Consider the following 17,050-nt stretch of genomic DNA (forward strand, 5'->3'; position numbering starts at 1 on the left):
CGCAGCCCACCGACCGAGGCCGTCGGCGCGTATCTGCGCGACGCCTATACCCAACTACTCGCCCAGGACGAGCTCGCCGCGGCCACACCCGGAAGCGGGAGCGGGACGGGAAGCGGGAGCGGGACGGGAAGCGGTGAGCCTGATCCGGCCCGGCGGCTGCTCACCTTGCTGACCGCGCCGATCGGGCTGTCCTGCGAGCTGCCCGGGGCCGAACGTCTGCGGGGTCAGCTCCGTCGTCTCGCCGGCCAACTGCACCGCCCGGGCCAGGTCGACGCCCAGCCGACCGCCCCCGACCGGGCCGGGTCCGCCGCGGTACCGGCCGTGGCGTCGGCCGCGGTGTCGCTCACCATGTCGCCCACGGCGTCGGCCGAGGCCCGCCGCCTCGCCGTGGTCACCACCGTGCTGGCCCGATCGGAGGGTGACCACTACTTCGGTCGGAACACGGCCACGTCCCCCGTCGGGACCGGCGCGGTCGAGGCCGCGGTCGAGGCCGCCGTCCTCGCGGCGCAACGACAGGTCACGGGTTCCGTGGTGACCCTGGCCGACGCGCTCGCCGCCCTGCGTGGACCCTCGCCCGTGCGGGCCGCGGCGGTGGCCTTGGACGAGGCCGAAGCGACGCTTGGCGCCGGTCTGACAGCGCTTTTCCTCGCCTGTGAGCTGCCCGCACCGGCCGCGCTGGCCCGCCGGCTGGCCACCCGGACGCTGTCCGCCCTGCGCCCGGAGCACCCGGCTTTAGGGTTCGCCGGGCAGCCCGACCCGGCCGACCATGGTCCATCGCCCCGCCAGGCCAGTCCGCGCACGGGATGGACGCCGTCCAGGTCCACCGAATCGCCGGCGGCCACGGCGGTCCGGCTGATGCGGTCCACCCAGGCCTGCGGCGCGGAAGCGTTCCGGCTGCTGGTCCGCTACGTCCCGGACTGGTCCGGGGCACCGGACCTGCGCCGCGCGGTGCTGGCCGCCGGAGCCCGGCCCTACTATCGCGCGCTGACCGCGGCGGACACCCCCGCGGCCGGCCCGGGGCTGCGACGCGCGGTCATCCACCAGATCCTGGCGCTGTACGCGCGGGGCGATTCGACAACACAGGCCGACCCCGGCGGCGACCTGCACGCCCTGCGCGTCGAACTCGACACCCGCCTCGCGCCAGGCGACACACCCCCCACCCGGCACAGGCGCCGGTGCCAGCGCCCACCGCACAGCGGCCCCTCACACAGCCGCCCCTCGCACAACGGCCTCTCGCACAGTCGCCCGTCGCACAGCGGCCTCTCGCACAGCGGCCCGGCCCGTGGGGCAGGGGAGTGCCGGGCAGCGGCGCGATCCGGCGGCGGCGTTTCTGGCGGCCTGTGGGCCGGGGCAGCCCGACGCCGCCCGGGCCTTTGGCCTGCTCGCGCGACATGTGCCGGACTGGAGCGCGGACCAGGACCTCTACCAGGCGCTCTGCCGATGGGGCCCACCGAGCCCGGGGCGCGACGGCGCCCGACCGAGCCGATCGCAGCTGGCCGCCGCGGCCGAGCGGTACTTCCGCCGGGCCTTGCAGGGGGCACTCGCCGAGTCCGGTGGACCACAGCCGGCGGACCTGGAACGGGTGACCCGCCGTCTGATCACGCTGTACTTCCCGGACGTCGCGGACGTCGCGGCCCGTCCGGAGGTCGCGGGCCCCGCGGGTGCCATGGCCGTCCCGACGGCGGACCAGCCGGGGGAAACCCGGCCGCGCGCGGCCGGTGAACTCGTCCGTGCGGTCGAGTCCTGGATCGTCGCCGCGATCACCGAACACGGCCCGAACCGGCGACGTCGCCGCCCGTTCGGGCTGCCCGTGCTGCCCCTCACGTTCACCCTCACCGCCGCCGCCTCCGCGGGGCCCTCCGGGGCTCGATGACACGACTCACCGGCCCGCTGACAGGGCCGGTCGGACGGCGGTGGGACCGTCCAGGGTCACCCCCGGTGGCGCGGCCGGCCACGGGAGACTCCCGGGCACGCCGTACTGGCGCCAGCGGCGTCGACTGGAACGTCGCCGTCGCACGGTTCGCCCTACTCGAGATCGGAGGAGTCTGGAACAATGACCCGCATCGGTGTCGGATCGCGCCCGGCCTCGGGCCTGTGTCCGCTGCCGGAACGCACCCGGCTTCGGGTCCTGGAGCGCACGTCGGACACCTCACGGTCGTGAACGCACGTCTGTGTCGGTGTCGTGACATGCGCGGGGCCTTCGGCTCGGCGGTGCCTTTGGGTATGAAGGAGCGACACCCGGCGACACGTCCGACAGCGTGATCGTGAACTGGTTCGGCGAGGACGGAGGCCATGGGTAGCACGCTGGTGCCGATCATGCTGATCGTCGTGGTGCTGGTGGCCGCGGTGGTCTTCGGAGTCCTCAGCAAGCGGCCTCCCCGCAGCACCGGCCAGCGCCATGCTCGCGGTCTTGACCGGCAGCGCCATCCGTCCGGCACAGTGCCGATCAACGAGCCCGCGGGCAGCGCGACGCCACCGCCCGCTCCCGATGATCTCGCTGACACCGGTGTGGCGCCCACGGTGGTGGTGCCGACGGCCGCCACGGCAGGCGCCCCCGCCACCCCCGGTGCCGGGCGGGCCGCGGCCGCGGCCACGCCGGTGTCCGGCTCGGCCGATGCCGACACGCCGTCGGCGCAAGCCGCCAACCCATGGGACGATCATGAAGACTGGGGCATCGGGGTCGCCCCGGTCCACGACCCGCGATCTGGGCGGTCAGCCGGATGGTCGGGGCACATCGACAGCGGCAGCAATGCGGGCGCACCAGGGGGAGGGGACGTGACCGCGCAGGTGCCACACGGCGGATACGACGACACTCGCGATCCGGACAAGACCGGTTGGACGCCACCGCCGGCCACGCCGCCGCATCAGCTGCCCTCCTACGAGGACGAGCGGGAGAACGCGACCCGCTACTTCGACCCCCAGACCGGCGAGCACCCACTCGCACCGCCGCGCACGGCCCACACGCCACCGCCCGCGCCGCCGGTCACCCCCGCCGGGGGCGCACCGGTCCCGGCAGGTGTCGCTGGCACCGGCCCCCGCCGCACGGACGGGGTGGACCCACGCTGGGAGGCCAGCTCCACCGCGGCGACGATCTCGTCGGGCCCGCCTCGGGAGCAGGCCGCGGACCTGATCGCGACCGAGCCGGAGCGCACCACGGCCGCCCCGCTGCGCCTGGCCGCCGCCGGGCGGACCAGGCGAGGCAAGCGCGGCGGTCCCAACGAGGACGCCTTCGTCGTCGTCGACGGCCTGCTCGCCGTGGCGGACGGGGTGGGTGGCGAGGCGGCCGGCCAGATCGCCTCGACGCTGACCGTCACCACCGTCGCCGGTTTCCGTCCCCAGTACGCCGATGATCCGCTGGTCGGTCTGCGCCGCGCGGTCGCACGCGCCAACCGCGAGGTGCGTCGACGGGCCCGCGAGGAACCGACCTGGCTGGGTATGGCCTGCACGCTGGACGTCGTCATCCTCGGCCGGCAGCAGAGCACCGGGGAGTTCCTCACCGTCGCCCACGTCGGGGACAGCTCGGTCTGGCTGCAGCCGGGGCGGGGTCGACCCCGTGCGCTCACCACCCCGCACGCGATCCGCAACGGCCCGCTGCTCAACGCCGTGGGCCTGGCCGACGAGATCGAGGCCGACATCTTCAGCGAACCGGTCCGCGCCGGGGACCGGTTCGTCCTGGCCAGCGACGGCATCACCAAGGTGATGTCACCCGAGCAGCTCGACGGTCTGCTCAGCGAACTCGGTTCCGAGCCGCCGGAACGGGCCGCGGACGCGCTGGTCGAGGCCGCGCTGCTCGCCGGGGCCCGGGATGACACCACCATCGTCGTCGCCGATCTGGTGTCCGAACCCGCCGGGCGGTGACATCCGGCCGGCAGGGAAACCGGCCGCATCCCGCGACGGCGGCTCCGCTCGCGCTGGCCGGACGGCTGGCCCGATGGCTACGACATCACCTGCTCGGCGCGTTCGCCGTGCTCGGGATCATCGCCTTCACCCTCGGTCTGATCGGTGCCTACCGGGAGTTCCACGCCGACCCGGCGACGTTCAGCTGGCCGAACGTCGTGTTCTTCGCGGCCACCCTGTTCATCGCGGACGGCACGATCTTCCAGAACCTCGGTCACTACCCGTTGTCGTTGGAGATCGCCCGCTTTCTCGCGCCGATCGCCACCGCGGTCGGTGTCGCCGATGCCGTCAGCACCGTCTTCGCGCAGCGCTTCGAGCGTTTCCGGGCCCGCCGCGCCTGCCATCACGTGGTCGTCTGCGGCTGCGGCCCGACCGCGACCGCCCTCGTCGACCGGCTCTCCTGGTCCAGACGGGTGGTGCTGGTCGCCGAGGACGCCGAGCGGGAGTACCCGGACACCGAACTCCCACCCGGGCTGCTGCGGGTCGTCGGCGATCCGATGGAGCCGCGGGTCCTCGCCCAGGCCGGCATCGCCCGGGCCGAGGTCGTCTACGGCTGCCTACCGGACACCTCCGCCAACCTGGCCATCGCGCTGGCCGCCCGGCGCCTCTCCGCCGCCCGCGGGGACCAGCCACTGCGCTGCCTGGCCCAGGTGGGCGATCTCTCCCTGATCCCCCATCTGCGCGCCCGGCGGATCGGCCTCAGCGACGACACCGGTTTCCGCCTCGACTTCTTCGCCGTCGAGGTGCTGGGCGCGCACGCCATGCTCGCCCGACACCCCCCGGACTGGGCCAGCGCCGATCCCCCCGACGGCCCGACGCCTCCCCCACCACCGTCGCCCAGGCCGGCCCCGGCCCCGCTGGTGGTTCTCGGTCTGTCCCGCCTCGGCCGGGCCCTCGTCCTCGAACTGGCCCGTCGCTGGTCGTCCTACGCTGGCCCGAACGGGCCGCTGCTGCCCATCGCCGTGTCCGACCCGACCGCCACCGCCCAGCTGGCCGCACTACGAACCCGCGAGCCGGCCCTGGCCCGCATCCACCTCACCGGCCATGACACCCCGCACGGTGAGCTGACGCCAGCCGTCCTCGCCGCCGCCCGCCCAGACCCACCGGAGGGCTCCGACAGCCCGGACAGTCCGCCGGGGTCAGGGGGTCCGGGTGGTCCGGGTGGTCCGCCCGAGTTCATCTACGTCTGCCAGGACGACGAGGAAAAGGCCCTGCTCTCCGGCCTGGACGCCGCCCAGCTCGTCAACGACCGGTTCGGCGTCGGCCGCAGCACCGTCGTCGTGTGCACCGACCGTCAGCTCAGCCTCCAGGAGGTCTTCGGCCAGCCCGGCTCCGCGCACCAGCCACCGACCAGCCCCCGCCCGCTACTCGAGGATCTCCAGGGCGGCGTACGGTTCTTCGCCGTGAACGATGAAGCGCTCCCCGTCGACCTTGGCGACACCGATCTGATCGAACGGTTCGCGCAGACCTCCCACGCCAGGTTCCTCGACTCCGAGCTGCGGCGCGGAGCGGAGCTGGGCTCCCGCCGCTCGATGGTCCCCTGGGACGAGCTACCCGACGACCTGCGCGCCTCCAACCGGGATCAGGTCGCCGGCTTCGGTGAGATCCTGCGCGCGCAGCACCTGATGCTGCTGCCCGCCGGCACCGCCGACGCCGCCTTCGCCTTCACCGACGCCGAAGTCGAACGCCTCGCCCACCTGGAACACGAACGCTGGCTGCGAGAACGCGCCGCCCAGGGCTACCGTTTCGGCCCCGTCCGTCAGGACAGCGGCTCGGATCGCCGCCACCCCTCCATGGTCGCCTGGGAGGCCCTCACCGAGGTCGACCGCGAACGCGACCGCGAGGTCATCCGCACCATGCCGACCATCCTCGCCCACGCGGGCCTTCGCATCGTCCGCCTCGACGAGCCAACCTGACGGCACCCGAGTCGGTCCGGCACCCCCGGCCCGCATGGGGCCATCGCGCCGAGCCATCGCGCCAGGCCGTCACGCCAGGCCGTCACGCCGAGCCGCGGCCGGAGGCCGAGGGCTGTTCGGTCGGATGCCGAGGACTGTTCGGTGCGCCGAGGCCGGAATCCTTGAACAACCCTCGGCATTTCGTGATCTTGTCCGCGATCCGGCCATGATCCGGCCGCGATCCAGCCTCGATCCGGTCATGATGACGAAGCGGGCCGCCGTGCTGGTCAGGAGATGCGCTGGTCGACGGGGCAGTCCAGGGCGCTGGCCCGGGTGAGACCGTCGACCGAGAGGCGGGCGGTGAGGCGGACGGGACCGGAGGATTCGGTGACGATGCCGGTCCAGCCGCCGGCGGCGCGAAAGACGCAGGCCTGGCCCTGGGAGAGCCGCCAGTAGGGGGTGTAGTGGACCAGGACGGTGGCGATGCCGGGGGAACGGAAGTCGACGCCGATGGAGCTCACACCCAGTTCGGTCAGACTCGCCGGGCCCTGCACCAGACCGGGTGAGTCCTTGACCAGCCAGACCTTCCAGTGGGCGTCCTGCCAGGCGAGGTCGAGGTAGGGCAGACCGGCGCGCAGCAGGGTCGCCTCCGCGACGGCGGACGGGTCGAGGTCGACGTCGGGCAGGGCCACGTAGCGGATGCCACGAGCGAGCAGCCAACGGTGGTAGGTCGAGGCGCTCAACGTCCCGTCGTAGAACAGGGAGTTGTACTTGCTGTCGAGTTGACGTAGCCAGCCGCGGGCCATCGGCACGGACGGCGCGACGTAGCGGGCCTCCCAGTGGGCCTCGGTGAACGGCACCTCGACGCGTCCGGCGGGGACGGGCGTGCCCCGGTCGAGGTAGTCGAGCAGGCCGGTGTAGTAACTCGACTTGGCGGACGGGTCGCCCCGGGTGAGCAGGGCACCGTGGATCGGGCCGATCTGCCAGCCGAGCAGCGGGATGGCGACGAGGGCGAGTACCCGGCGGCGGTCGGCGAGCAGCAGCGCCGCGGCGGGGCCGGCCAGCAGGGTGGCCGGGCGGGTGATGTTCCCGCCGATCTGGGTGGGGACGAAGAAGAACAGGGTCGCGGCGGCGGCCCACAGCAGCAGACCGTGCCGGATCGCCCGGACCTGCGGTGGGACGACGAGCAGCCCCACCCCGATCAACGCCAGCAGCGACAGGTAGGTGACGGCGGGGAACGGCTGGTAGCCGTCCTCGGGGAAGGCGAGCGCGACGATGATGCCGGCGAGGGCGCCGGCGAACGGGACCACCCGCCGCCAGCCGATGGTCGCCAGCAGCGCGAGCCCGACCAGCAGCACGAACCCGGCGGCGAGCGGCGAGGCCAGCGACGACAGCACCGCGCCGGCCCAGGTCAGCCGGGTGCGTCGCTCCCGGGCGCCCAGCAGAGCCAGCGCGCCGAAGGCCATCCCGAGGGCGAAGGGCATCCGCCCGACCACGAGGTTGGCCACGGTGGCCGCGGCGAACCAGACCAGCACCAGGTCGTGACCGCCGCGCGCCCGCGGGCCCCGCAACAGGCGGGTGACGATGACCGTGGACGCGAGGCATGACAGCGCGCCCAGCAGCTCCGCCCCGAGCAGCGCACCCAGCGGCGGGAACAGCACACTGTACCCGGGTATGGTATGTCCGCCGTACCATTGGTCGTCCCAGAGGACGGGCCCTCCGTGGCGGAACAGCCACACACGGTATTCCTGGGCGGGTGTGTCGGGGCCGGTCACCGCCAGACCCAGGCACAGCAGGCACAGTGCGGCGGTCAGCGTCCACGGCCAGCGGCGGACGATCGCGACCAGCACGGTCAAGCCGCGGACGAACCGCCCGCGGCGTCGCGATGGCTCAAGCGCAAGGAGAGGGGCCTGGCCAGGTGGAGCCGCCCGAAGCCCGGTCTCGCCCAGCGGCGCGGACCCCGTCCCGACCGGCTCCGGCAGGGACACCGCAGCGGTCTGGGGAGCAGGGACGCCCCCCGAGGGCGGAGCCGACACCGCGTCGGGGTCGGCGGGTACGGCAGCTCCGGTCGAGGCGAGCGCAGTCACACGCGTCCTCCCCCGCCATCGCCGACGGTCCGTCCGCCGTATCGCACCGATCATCTCCCGGCGACCCGCCCCTGGGCGAACGGGCCGCGGACGTCACCACGCCGGTCTGGGTCCTCGCACTGGTCATCGCCGGTGCCATCGCCGCGGTCACAGCCATGATCACCGAGGGACGGCTCGGGCCACGTGATCTGAACGTCACCGACCCGACGTCCTGGTGGGGAATTCTCCCATCGGCACCACCGGGCGAGACCACGAGGGGCGTCCTGGCCGGATTGTCCGCCCTGGGGATCATCACTCTGTGTGGATGCTGGGCGGCACTCGGATATGCCGCCCTGGCCGGCCGCGTACCCACCCGAACGGGCCTGGCCGCCGCGTTCGCCTGGACCCTCCCCTTCGCCCTCGGTCCGCCCCTTTTCAGCCGGGACGTCTACGCCTATGCGGGTCAGGGTGAACTCGCCCGTCTCGGCCTGGACCCGGCCAGGCACGGCATCGCGGCCCTCGCGACCTCCGGTGCCGTGGACGGATCGGGACCGGTGTTCGTCCGCGCCGTCGACCCCCGTTGGACGCTCACCCACAGCCCCTACGGCGGCGCGGCCGTGGCCGTGGAGAAGGTCGCCGCGGTGGTGGGCGGCGGACCAGCCGGGACGGTCGTGGCACTGCGGGTGTTCGCCGTGGTCGCCGTCCTCGCCCTGATCGCCGGCGCGCTGCGGCTGGCGGGCCGCGACCCGCGGCGACGCGCGGTCGTCGCGGTGCTGGTCGCCGCGAACCCGGTGCTCGCCGTCCATCTTGTCGGCGGCGCCCACCTGGACGCGGCCGCCGCGGCCCTCGTCGTCGCCGCGCTCCTGCTCCAGGGCCGGACGCGGAACGCCGCCAGGACCGACGGCGGCGGCCGGTGGGCGGCCGTGCTGGTGGGGGCCGGGGCGACGGGGCTCGCCGCACTCGCCGGGAACGTGAAGGTGACGGTGCTGCCGGTGGTCGTCTGGCTGGTCGTCGCCCATCTGCTCGACGCCCGGCGCGGTCCGCGGCCGGTGCCGGACGCCATGATCCGGCTCGCGGCGGACGTCGTGGCCATCGCGGTGGCCACCGCCCTGTGCGCGGTCGCCGCCGGATTCGGGCCCACCTGGGTGCACGCCCTGGCCACCTCCGGTGCCCTGAGCACCGGCATCGCCCCCGCCTCGCTGCTCGCCCACGCCGTCCACGCGCTGCTCGGCCTCGTCGGCATCCACACCGCCGCCGAGACGACCCTGACGGCGTCGCGTGACCTGTGCCTGGCTCTGGCGGCCGCGTTCCTCGTCGGGCTCGTCCTGCGCGCCTGGCGCCGCACCCCCACGCCCACCTCGGATGACGCGGCGCCCGGGGTGGTCCGGCCTGATCTCGCGGTGGTCGGGTACGGCGGGCTGGCGGTGGCCCTGGCCAATCCGGTGGTCTATCCCTGGTATCTGGCGGCCTGCCTGCCGGCGCTGGCCATCCTCGCCGTGCCGCGCACCGAACCGCCCGCACGGACGCGCACCTTCGCCGCGGCCGGTCCGCTCGGTGCGGCGGCGGTGGGGGCCATCGTGGCGTCGGTGTGGCTGTGCCTGGCGACGCTGTCGCCGCTGGCCGCGACGTGGCGGCTGCTGGGGCCGGTCGGGTTGGCGCTGCTGGTCACGGTGGTGGCATCGGCCGCGCTGGGGGGCGGCCGCGCCGCGATGGTGGCGGCCCGGCGACGGCCCGCAGCGCCCACCAGCACACGATGACCATCCCCAGGTTGCGGAGCACCAGCAGCACGCTGAGCACGATCCGGCCCTGGACGACGTCGTTGTACCGCCACGGATAGATCAGCTGGGACACCGCGGCCACGGCCAGCAGACCCACCGCCACCCGTCCGCCTCGACGCGCAGCCGCTCGTACGGGACGACTCCCCGCCCCTTCACCGGGCCAACCGGGCAGGGCACCGGCCGGCCGCACAGCGATCACCGCGGCGGCCAGCGCCAGCAGCCAGACGAGGTACTGCGGGCTCAGCACCCGGGCGGTGACGACCACCACCAGCACCAACGCCAACGCCCGGCTGGCCAGCACCTCCGCGACCGCCCGCGACCCCGCCGACCCCGCCGACCCCGCCTCGGACGTCCCAGCATCCGTCAGCCTGGGAGCGAACGGCAGCCCGGGAGCGAACGGCCACCTGGGAGCGAACGGCCACTCGATGGGTGGTGCGGCGCGTAGCCACCACCACAGCGCCGCGGCGACGATCACCACGACCTCGGTCAGCGAACAGGCCGTCGCGACGGCCCGGGCCCATGGTCCGTCGAACTGCAGGGAGCCGTAGGAGTACCGCGGACCCGGCCCACCGGCCATGTGGACGAGCACGAACGGGGTCGCCGCGACCGATTCGACCTGTAGGCCGCGCGCCTGTTGGGCGCCGACGAAGCCGAAGGCGTCCCGCCACCATCCCGTGGCCACCAGCACCGCACCGAACATCACCACCGCGCCCACCAGCCCGCCGAGCAGGCGACGCAACGGCGCCCACGACGCCGGACGGGGCAGCGCGACGAGCATCAGCACCGGCCAGACCTTGCACGCCGCGCCGACGCCGATCGCGAACCCGGCCCGGCCGGGACGTCCGCGGGCGACGGCGAGCACGGCGGCCAGTGCGGCGGCGGCCGGCAGCAGATCGAAACGGGCCAGTGCCACCGGCCCGAGCGCGGTCAGGCCGAGCGTCCAGAACCAGGCGGCGTCCCGCCCGCGACGCGCCAGGGCGACCGTGACCGCCGCGTCGACCAGCAGGGCCAGGCCGACGAATGCCACCCGATAGGACAACGCCGAAAGTGCGTGCGCGAGCTCCGGCAGGACGAACGCGATCGCCGCCGCCGGCGGGTACTGCCACCGTTCGTCCCCCACCGGCAGCCCGCCGCCGTGACCGAGCGTGCTCGCCCAGTCCGCGTAGATCCGCAGGTCCCCCTGCACGTTCTGCTGGGCACCGAACGTCTGCCCGGTCAGTACCAGGACAGTGAGCAGGGCACGCGTGACCAGCCAGGCCGCCACCAGCCGACCGGCGCCGGCGCGCGGGCAGCCCGGAGCTGTCCGGCCTGGGCCGGTGGACGCGGCGGACGCGCTGGTCCCCCCGGCACACGGCGCCGCGGCGGCCGGGGGAGCCGGCGGCGGCGGGCGGCGTGGCCCGGGCAGGGAGGCCGATCGGCGCGCACGCACGTCCGCGAACGTACCCGGGGCCCGTGATGCGCGATGGCTCACCCCGATGCGCTCGGCGGACTCCCGCCGCTGTCACCTATTGTTTCCGCCATATCGAGTCACTGCCCATGGCGTGCAACGGAGCACGCCGTGGCCGGCGGACCGGGCGGCGCGTCCGACGGCGGAGGGTGACTCGAAACGCGCCGTGGAGGTGCCTGTGATCCTCGGATCCGGCTCAGCATGGGACACGGCCTGCGTTCAACTGGCGAACGCGGCCCAGCATCTGGGTCTCGACGACGGAATGCACGAACTGCTCCGCACGCCTCGACGGTCGATCACCGTCAGCGTGCCCCTGCTACGGGACGACGGGCAGCTGATGGTGCTGACCGGCTACCGCGTCCAGCACAACCTCGCCCGCGGTCCGGGCAAGGGCGGCATCCGCTACCACCCCAGCACCGACCTCGACGAGGTCAAGGCCCTGGCGATGTGGATGACCTGGAAGTGCGCGCTGATGGGGATCCCCTACGGCGGCGCCAAGGGCGGCATCGCGGTGGAGCCGGGGATGCTCTCGCGTCAGGAGCGCGAGCGGATGACCCGCCGTTACGCGGCCGAACTGGTACCACTGATCGGCCCGGAGAAGGACATCCCGGCCCCCGACGTCGGCACCGACGAACAGACCATGGCCTGGATCATGGACACCTACTCGACCCACACCGGTCACATCGCCACCGGCGTCGTGACCGGCAAACCCCTGTCGATCGGCGGTTCCGCCGGTCGGGCCGGGGCGACCAGCCGCGGTGTGCAGCTCGCGGTCTTCGCCGCGCTGCGCCAGACCGGGCGCGACCCGCACGAGACGACGGTCGCCATCCAGGGCTTCGGCAAGGTCGGGGCGCTCGCCGCCCAGTACCTGCACGACGCCGGCTGCCGGGTCGTCGCCGTCTCGGACGTCAAGGGTGGCGTCCACAACCCGCAGGGCCTCAACCCCGCGGCCCTCATCCGCCACCTCGCCGACGGCGCCGAGACCGTCGTCGGCTTCCCCGGCACCGACAGCATCACCAACGACGACCTGATCGAACTGGGCGTCGACGTACTCATCCCCGCCGCGCTCGAAGGCGTCATCACCATCGAGAACGCCGACCGCGTCCGCGCCAAGATCATCGTCGAGGGCGCCAACGGCCCGATCACCGCCGAGGCCGACCGTATCCTCGACGACCGCGGCATCCTGATCGTCCCGGACATCCTGGCCAACGGTGGCGGTGTCGCCGTCTCCTACTTCGAGTGGGTGCAGGACATCCAGGCGTACTTCTGGTCCGAGGACGAGGTCAACGACCGCCTCGCGGCCCTGATGGAACGCGCCTACAGCGAGGCCGCCATGCTGGCCACGACCCAGGGCATCAGCATGCGCAACGCCGCCCACTGCATCGGCGTGAGCCGAGTAGCCGAGGCCCACCGCACCCGCGGCCTCTACCCCTGACCGTCCGACCCACCCCACCGCCGGACCGGCCCATCACCCAGACCCCGGGTCCCGGGTCGGTCCGGCCCACACATCCCCGACCAGCACGGCGCCACGTCCCACACCTGTCCGGCGCACGTTCCGGACAGCGCCCGGACGGATCCCGGCCGCTCCCCCAGGGCCCGGACCGTTCGGGCGTTCGGACGTCCGGGGCAGGCAGGATGGATGCCGCTGCCCGTGTTACCCGCGCGGCCCCCGTGACCTGCGCGTTCTGGTGGCGGCTGACGACGGCCGCGACGGTGCCGGGGGCAGCTGACCGGTCCGTTCCACCTCGGCCGCGGTGGCCGCGGCCACCGCGAGGAGAGCGTCCCCGTCGTCCGCGGCTGACGTGCGGCAACGACGCCGGTTCCCGCAGCGCTCACAGGCGTGGGTGAGCACCGCTCGGTCCGCCCCGAACTCGACGGCGATCGGCCGCATGGCCCCGCCGCACGCCTCCGCCCGGTCGCCGGGGTTGCGATCCACGTGTCGTGACCACAGACAACGCGGACAGTGATTGCTGTAGCCGTTACCCTGCACCTCCAGTCCGCAGGTGAGGCAGGTGAAGTCCTCCCGCACCCGGGTGAAGCGCCGCGTCACCCCGTCAGCGTAGTGCGCACACCCCCCGAAGACCCGCGTCCACCGACATCAGAGGTGCTGGCAGGACGGCGGCGGACGGGATGGTGATCCTGCTGTCGTTCCTGTGGGTGACGTGGGTGGGTGGGCCGTGTGGGCCGGACGTGTGTGGATGGGACGTGTGGGCGGGGAGGAGCGAGGATGTCGGACCGACGGGGTGAAATAGTGGGCGTCGAGCCATACCGGGCGGGGTTCACCCACGTCCGGTCGCGCCCGTCGTCCCACCCGCGTCTCGAGGAGGTCGCACCGTGCAGGCCGCCGCACCCCGACCTTCCGAACAGCCAGCCCAGCCTGACCGGCCCGCGGGGCCGGAGCACCCCGGGCACCCCGAACAACCAGGGCGGCCCGCACCGGCGAGCCCGTCCGAACTGGTAAAGCGGCCCGGTGACACCGGGCCGCCGGAACGACCCGAACAGGCCAAACAGGCTGGTGAGGCCGAGCGGGCCGGGGGGCCGCGGGTCCGCGAGCCTCGGTTGTCGGAGCGGGATGCTCGCATCCTGACGTTCGAGCAGGGGTGGTGGCGGCATCCGGGGGCGAAGGAGGAGGCGATCCGGGCCGAGTTCGGCCTCTCGTCGACGCGGTACTACCAGATTCTCAACCGGCTGATCGACAGCGAGGCGGCGTTGGTCACCGACCCGATGCTCGTGCGTCGGCTACGTCGGCTACGTGAGCAGCGGCGGGCGGCACGAGCCGGCCGGCGCGACCGGGACGAGGAGTAGTTCCCGCATGGCGCATGGCACAGGTGCTCCGGGGCAGCGACGCGCGCCGGCGGGGCGGGGGTCGCGGCTACGCGGCGTGTGGGCGGGGATCATCGCGATTCTCGCCGTGCTCGTCGGGATTCTGGTCGTGAACCTGGTCAACGGGGAAGACGCCACGAAGGATCCGAACGCGTCCGCCGCGGCGCCGAGCCGCACCCCGCTGGACGCCGCCCTCGGCACCACGTCGCCCTCGACCACCCGGTCGGCCACCGCCCCGCCGACGGCGACACCGTCGGCGTCGGCCAGGCCCGATCCGGTCAGGACCACCCCGGCACCGACTCCGCCGCCCGAACGGCCGGCCGCGGGTCCGGGCGCACGACCGGGCGCCGCGGTGTCGACCCCGATAGCGGTGCTCAACAAATCGCAGATCAAGGGCCTGGCCGAGGCCGCGGCCAGGAAGCTCACCGACACCGGCTTCACGGTCTCGCGGACGGGAAACTTCCTGTCGACCTACAACGTCCCGGTCACGACCGTGTATTATGCCGACGGTCAGGAGCAGGCCGCCCAGACCCTCAAGGACGCCGTCCCGGGTATCGAAAAGATCGTGCCCAGGTCAGAGACCCGCATCGTCGTCGACGATCCGCTGATTCTCGTCATTACGCGCGACTTCCCCGCCGACCCGGAAAAATGATCGCCTGATCGCCGGTCGCGACATCCCACAGTGGGCGTGTCCGCCGGAACTCGACCATTCCGACATCGACCCGGGAAGGCCCCGTGACCGAATCCACCCGCCACGAGCCCGCCTCCGACCAGCCCGCGCGGCCGGCGCAGCCCGCGCCGCGCACCCCCGCGGGCGGGGCAGGGCTCGCCGCCCTGCTGACCGCACCGCAGCGGGCGCTGGTCGCCCTCGACTACGACGGCACCCTGTCCCCGATCGTCGCCCGTCCCACTGACGCCGTTCCGGCGGCGGGGGCGGTCGAGGCACTGCTGGCGATCTCCCGGCTGGTGGGCACGGTCGCCATCATCACCGGCCGACCGGTGGCCGCGGTGCTGGAACTGACCCGGCTGGAGAAGCTCGCCGACCTCGGCGACTTCGTGATCCTCGGCCAGTACGGGTTGCAGCGCTGGGACTCCCGGCGACGGGAGATCACCAGCCCCGATCCGCTGCCCGGTGTCGCGGCCGTACGCGCGGCACTGCCCGGGGTGCTGCGGGACGCGCCGCCCGGCACCGTCGTCGAGGACAAGCACCACGCGCTGGTCGTCCATGTGCGCCGCGCGGCCGATCCGGACGCGGCCCTCGCCGCGCTCTCCCCCGCGCTGACCACGCTCGCGACGGAGAACGGCCTGGAGGCGGCCCCCGGCAAAAGGGTGCTCGAGCTACGTCCCCCGGGCCATGACAAGGGCGGTGCGCTGCGGGAGCTCGTGGCCGCCCGCGGTGCGCGCTCGGTGCTGGTCGCCGGGGATGATCTCGGTGATCTGCCGGCGTTCGACGCCGTCGAGGAGCTGCGGGCGACCGGTGTGCCGGGGATCGCCGTGTGCAGCGACAGCCCCGAGGTGCCGAACGCCGTGCGGGAACGGGCCGATCTCGTCGTCGGCGGCCCGGCCGGCATGGTGTCCCTGCTCGAGGTCCTCATCGAGCGCCTGAGCCGCTGACCGGGCAGGCCCCGCCGGGTCGAAGAGGCCCCGCCGGTCAGGGGGCGGCGGCCAGGGCGGCGAGCTGGTCGGTGAACCAGACGCGCGGGGGGAGACGGCCGGCGACGGCGGCGAGTTCCGCGGCTCGCCGCCGTCGCTCCGCGGCCGGCATGATCAGCGCCGTGTGCAGGGCCACCGCCGTCGCCTGCACATCGAACGGGTTGACCACCAGCGCGGCCCCACCCATCTCGGCGTACGCCCCCGCCTCCCGGGACAGCACCAGCACCGCGTCGCGGCGGGACAGCGCCGCCCCCTCCTTCGCCACGAGGTTCATCCCGTCCCGGACCGGGTTGACCACCAGCACCTCGGCCAGCGACAGCGCCGCGATCGAGCGGGGATAGTCGTCGGTCACCTCCAGGTGCAGGGGACACCAGTCGTCCTCGGCGAACTCGTCGTTGATCTCGGCGGCGAGCCGACGCACCGCCTGGGTGTACTCGCGGTACTCGGGCAGGTTGTGCCGCGACGGATAGGCACACACCAGGTGCATGACCTGCCCGCGCCACCGCGGCTGGGCGCGCAGCAGCTCACGGTAGGCCAGCAGGCCCCGCACGATGTTCTTGGACAGCTCCGTCCGGTCGACCCGCACGATCAGCCGTCGTCCGCCGGCGAGCGCCGCGAGTTCCGCCGCCCGCCCGGCCACATCCGCCTGCGCGGCCCGGTCCCGCAGCTCCCCCACGTCCACCCCCAGGGGATGGACGCCGATCCGAACCAGCCGTCCCCCGTCCGCCTCCACCCCGTCCGCCCGCGCCAGTACCCGCACCTGACGGTCGTGGACGGCCACACCGGGCAGCGCCTCGGCGCACCGTTCGAACGCGTCGGCCCAGGCGTCGGTGAGAAAACCCAGTCGGTCCGCGCCGAGCAGGCCGTGCAGCAGCTGCGCCTGGACGTCGTCGGGCAGAATCCGGAAGTAGTCCGGTGGCGCCCACGGGGTGTGACTGAAGTGGGCGATCCGCAGGTCAGGGCGCATCCGACGGAGCTGGCCGGGGACGAGCATCAGGTGGTAGTCCTGCACGAGGACGCAGGCTCCGGGCGCCGCCTCCTGCGCCAGCGCCTCGGCGAACATCGCGTTGTACGCCTGGTAGGCGGCCCAGTCCTGGCGAAACCGCGCACCGAACACCGGCTGCGACGCCGGCGCGTACAACAGATGTTGGACGAACCACAGCACCCGGTTCGCCACGGCGTTGTAGGCCCGGTCGAAGATCTCCTGATCGATGTCGAGGATGCGCACCGCGGCGCGGCCGGTGTCGAAGCCGGCCCGGTCGAGCCGCCCGCCGGGCGCCCGGCTCGCCGCCCGCCGATCGGCGTCCCCCAGGGCCGCGCACACCCACACCAGGCGGTCGGCGTCCGGCGGCGCGTCGGCGGCCGCCTGCCCGAGCCCGGACACCAGCCCGCCGGCGCCACGTCGCAGCAGCAGCTCGCCGTCCGGACCATCGGCGAACGCGACCGGCCCACGGTTCGACGCGACGAGGACCCGCGCCGTCCCGGTAGCCG

Annotated in this window: 11 protein-coding genes and 1 pseudogene; 8 read left to right on the plus strand and 4 right to left on the minus strand. The window is 73.8% G+C overall.

Going from position 1 to position 17,050, the window contains the following annotated elements; genetic code table 11:
* The 3 genes and pseudogenes from G6R24_RS22200 to G6R24_RS09545 form a co-directional block, all read left to right on the plus strand.
* A pseudogene (locus tag G6R24_RS22200) lies at positions 1-1,722 on the plus strand (hypothetical protein); the annotation flags it as partial.
* A gap of 570 nt (positions 1,723-2,292) precedes the next feature.
* Positions 2,293-3,858, plus strand: a complete 1,566-nt coding sequence (locus G6R24_RS09540; RefSeq protein ID WP_163548903.1) for a PP2C family protein-serine/threonine phosphatase — start codon at positions 2,293-2,295, stop codon at positions 3,856-3,858.
* The gene (locus tag G6R24_RS09545; protein ID WP_163548904.1) at positions 3,855-5,813 is read left to right on the plus strand and encodes an NAD-binding protein; all 1,959 of its coding nucleotides are present in this window, start codon (positions 3,855-3,857) and stop codon (positions 5,811-5,813) included. Before G6R24_RS09540 ends, G6R24_RS09545 begins: the two co-directional genes overlap by 4 nt.
* Before the next feature lie 266 nt (positions 5,814-6,079).
* On the opposite strand, the gene G6R24_RS09550 is transcribed toward G6R24_RS09545, so the two are convergent.
* Positions 6,080-7,933 (minus strand): hypothetical protein, encoded by a 1,854-nt coding sequence (locus G6R24_RS09550; RefSeq protein WP_391530317.1) that lies wholly within the window; start codon positions 7,931-7,933, stop codon positions 6,080-6,082.
* Positions 7,934-8,034: 101 nt separating this feature from the next.
* On the opposite strand from G6R24_RS09550, the gene mptB reads away from it, so the two are divergent.
* Positions 8,035-9,615, plus strand: coding sequence for a polyprenol phosphomannose-dependent alpha 1,6 mannosyltransferase MptB (mptB, locus tag G6R24_RS09555; protein WP_163548906.1), 1,581 nt, complete (start codon positions 8,035-8,037; stop codon positions 9,613-9,615).
* On the opposite strand, the gene G6R24_RS09560 is transcribed toward mptB, so the two are convergent.
* Complete coding sequence (locus tag G6R24_RS09560) at positions 9,524-10,900, minus strand: glycosyltransferase family 87 protein (protein WP_225438325.1); 1,377 nt, start codon at positions 10,898-10,900, stop codon at positions 9,524-9,526. The two genes, mptB and G6R24_RS09560, sit on opposite strands and share 92 nt — an antisense overlap.
* Before the next feature lie 361 nt (positions 10,901-11,261).
* On the opposite strand from G6R24_RS09560, the gene G6R24_RS09565 reads away from it, so the two are divergent.
* Entirely contained in the window at positions 11,262-12,518 is a 1,257-nt protein-coding gene (locus G6R24_RS09565; protein WP_163548908.1) for a Glu/Leu/Phe/Val family dehydrogenase, read from the plus strand.
* Between the two features lie 219 nt (positions 12,519-12,737).
* On the opposite strand, the gene G6R24_RS09570 is transcribed toward G6R24_RS09565, so the two are convergent.
* Positions 12,738-13,133, minus strand: a complete 396-nt coding sequence (locus G6R24_RS09570) for an RNHCP domain-containing protein (RefSeq protein ID WP_163548909.1) — start codon at positions 13,131-13,133, stop codon at positions 12,738-12,740.
* 284 nt (positions 13,134-13,417) lie between these two features.
* Between G6R24_RS09570 and G6R24_RS22205 the strand changes: the two genes are divergently transcribed.
* The 3 genes from G6R24_RS22205 to otsB all read left to right on the plus strand — a co-directional run bounded on the left by G6R24_RS22205 (position 13,418) and on the right by otsB (position 15,520).
* Entirely contained in the window at positions 13,418-13,888 is a 471-nt protein-coding gene (locus G6R24_RS22205; protein ID WP_225438326.1) for a DUF3263 domain-containing protein, read from the plus strand.
* A 7-nt stretch (positions 13,889-13,895) separates the two neighbouring features.
* The gene (locus tag G6R24_RS09580; protein WP_163548910.1) at positions 13,896-14,558 is read left to right on the plus strand and encodes a LytR C-terminal domain-containing protein; all 663 of its coding nucleotides are present in this window, start codon (positions 13,896-13,898) and stop codon (positions 14,556-14,558) included.
* A gap of 83 nt (positions 14,559-14,641) precedes the next feature.
* Positions 14,642-15,520 carry a trehalose-phosphatase gene (gene otsB / locus G6R24_RS09585; protein ID WP_163548911.1) on the plus strand — a complete coding sequence of 293 codons (879 nt, stop codon included), beginning with the start codon at positions 14,642-14,644 and terminating at the stop codon, positions 15,518-15,520.
* A 37-nt stretch (positions 15,521-15,557) separates the two neighbouring features.
* Here otsB and G6R24_RS09590 read toward each other — a convergent pair.
* Positions 15,558-17,050: alpha,alpha-trehalose-phosphate synthase (UDP-forming) (locus G6R24_RS09590; RefSeq protein WP_163548912.1), on the minus strand; the 1,493-nt coding region annotated here is incomplete at its 5' end.

The sequence above is a fragment of the Candidatus Frankia nodulisporulans genome (genome assembly GCF_902806475.1).
Taxonomy (GTDB): Bacteria; Actinomycetota; Actinomycetes; order Frankiales; family Frankiaceae; genus Frankia; species Frankia umida.